1 protein-coding gene is annotated in these 1,079 nt (G+C 62.7%); it reads left to right on the top strand.

Annotated elements, in window-relative coordinates:
• Window positions 1–1,079: hypothetical protein (locus ABD843_RS14160; RefSeq protein WP_345084416.1), on the top strand; the 1,079-nt coding region annotated here is incomplete at both ends.

Genomic DNA, 1,079 nt, shown 5'->3' with positions numbered 1-1,079 from the left:
ACTGGCCACGAGCACCATCACCGGCTGCAGCCGCGCGATGAGCAATACACAGACGATAGTTATAGACCCTCTTCCGCAGCAGTACACTGTGAGCGGTGGCGGCGCGTACTGCGCAGGCGGTACGGGCGTAACTGTGAGCCTGAGCAGCAGCAACAGCGGCGTGAGCTACCAGCTGTACAACGGCCCCGACCCTGTAGGCACAGCGCTGGCCGGCGACGGCACCCCGCTGACCTTCGAGCCACAGACGGATGCAGGTATCTATAAGATAATGGCTACGGATAACATCACATCGTGCGGGCGCTACATGAGCGGCAGCGCCACAGTGGTGGTGAACGCCCTTCCGCTGGAATACACGGTTGGCGGCGGCGGCAGCTACTGCTCGGGCGGCAGCGGAGTTGATGTGACCCTGCAGTCGTCGAACATAGGCATCAGCTACCAGCTGTACCGCGGCGGAGTGCTGATGGGCGCACCTGTAGCAGGCACCGGCGGCGATATCAGCTTCGGCCTGCAGACGATAGCAGGCACCTACAGCGTACTGGCCACCAATGACGTTACGGGCTGTACGATGGCGATGACAGGCAATACATCAGTGAACATACTGGACCTTCCCGTGAGCTTCACGGTAGGCGGCGGCGGCAGCCTTTGCAATGGCGCGGCCGGTGTGAGCGTGACCCTTTCGGGCACAGAGGGCGGCATGGAATACCAGCTGTACAATGGTACGGTAGCGGTAGGCGCAGCGATAGAGGGTGCAGGCGACCCGCTGGATATGGGCGCGCAGACCGAAGCAGGCAACTACCGTATACTGGCCACCAACCCGCTGACGGGTTGTACGAAGTGGATGGACGGCAGCGCGAACGTGATAGTGAACGCCCTGCCGGTGGCCAAAGCAGTGAACGGCGGCGGCAGCTACTGCGCTACGGGCACAGGAGTGGCCGTAGGCCTTGCAGGCTCACAGAGCGGCGTAAGCTACCAGCTGTACAATGGCAGCACGGCCACAGGCACAGCAGTAGCGGGCAGCGGCTCGGCCATCACTTTCGGTATGCAGACGGCGGCAGGCAGCTATAGCGTGCGTGCCACCA

The sequence above is a fragment of the Nemorincola caseinilytica genome, from assembly GCF_039540515.1.
Classification (GTDB): Bacteria; Bacteroidota; Bacteroidia; order Chitinophagales; family Chitinophagaceae; genus Nemorincola; species Nemorincola caseinilytica.
Note: the sequence above shows the minus strand (reverse complement) of the source record. Positions and strands in the feature narration are given on the sequence as shown.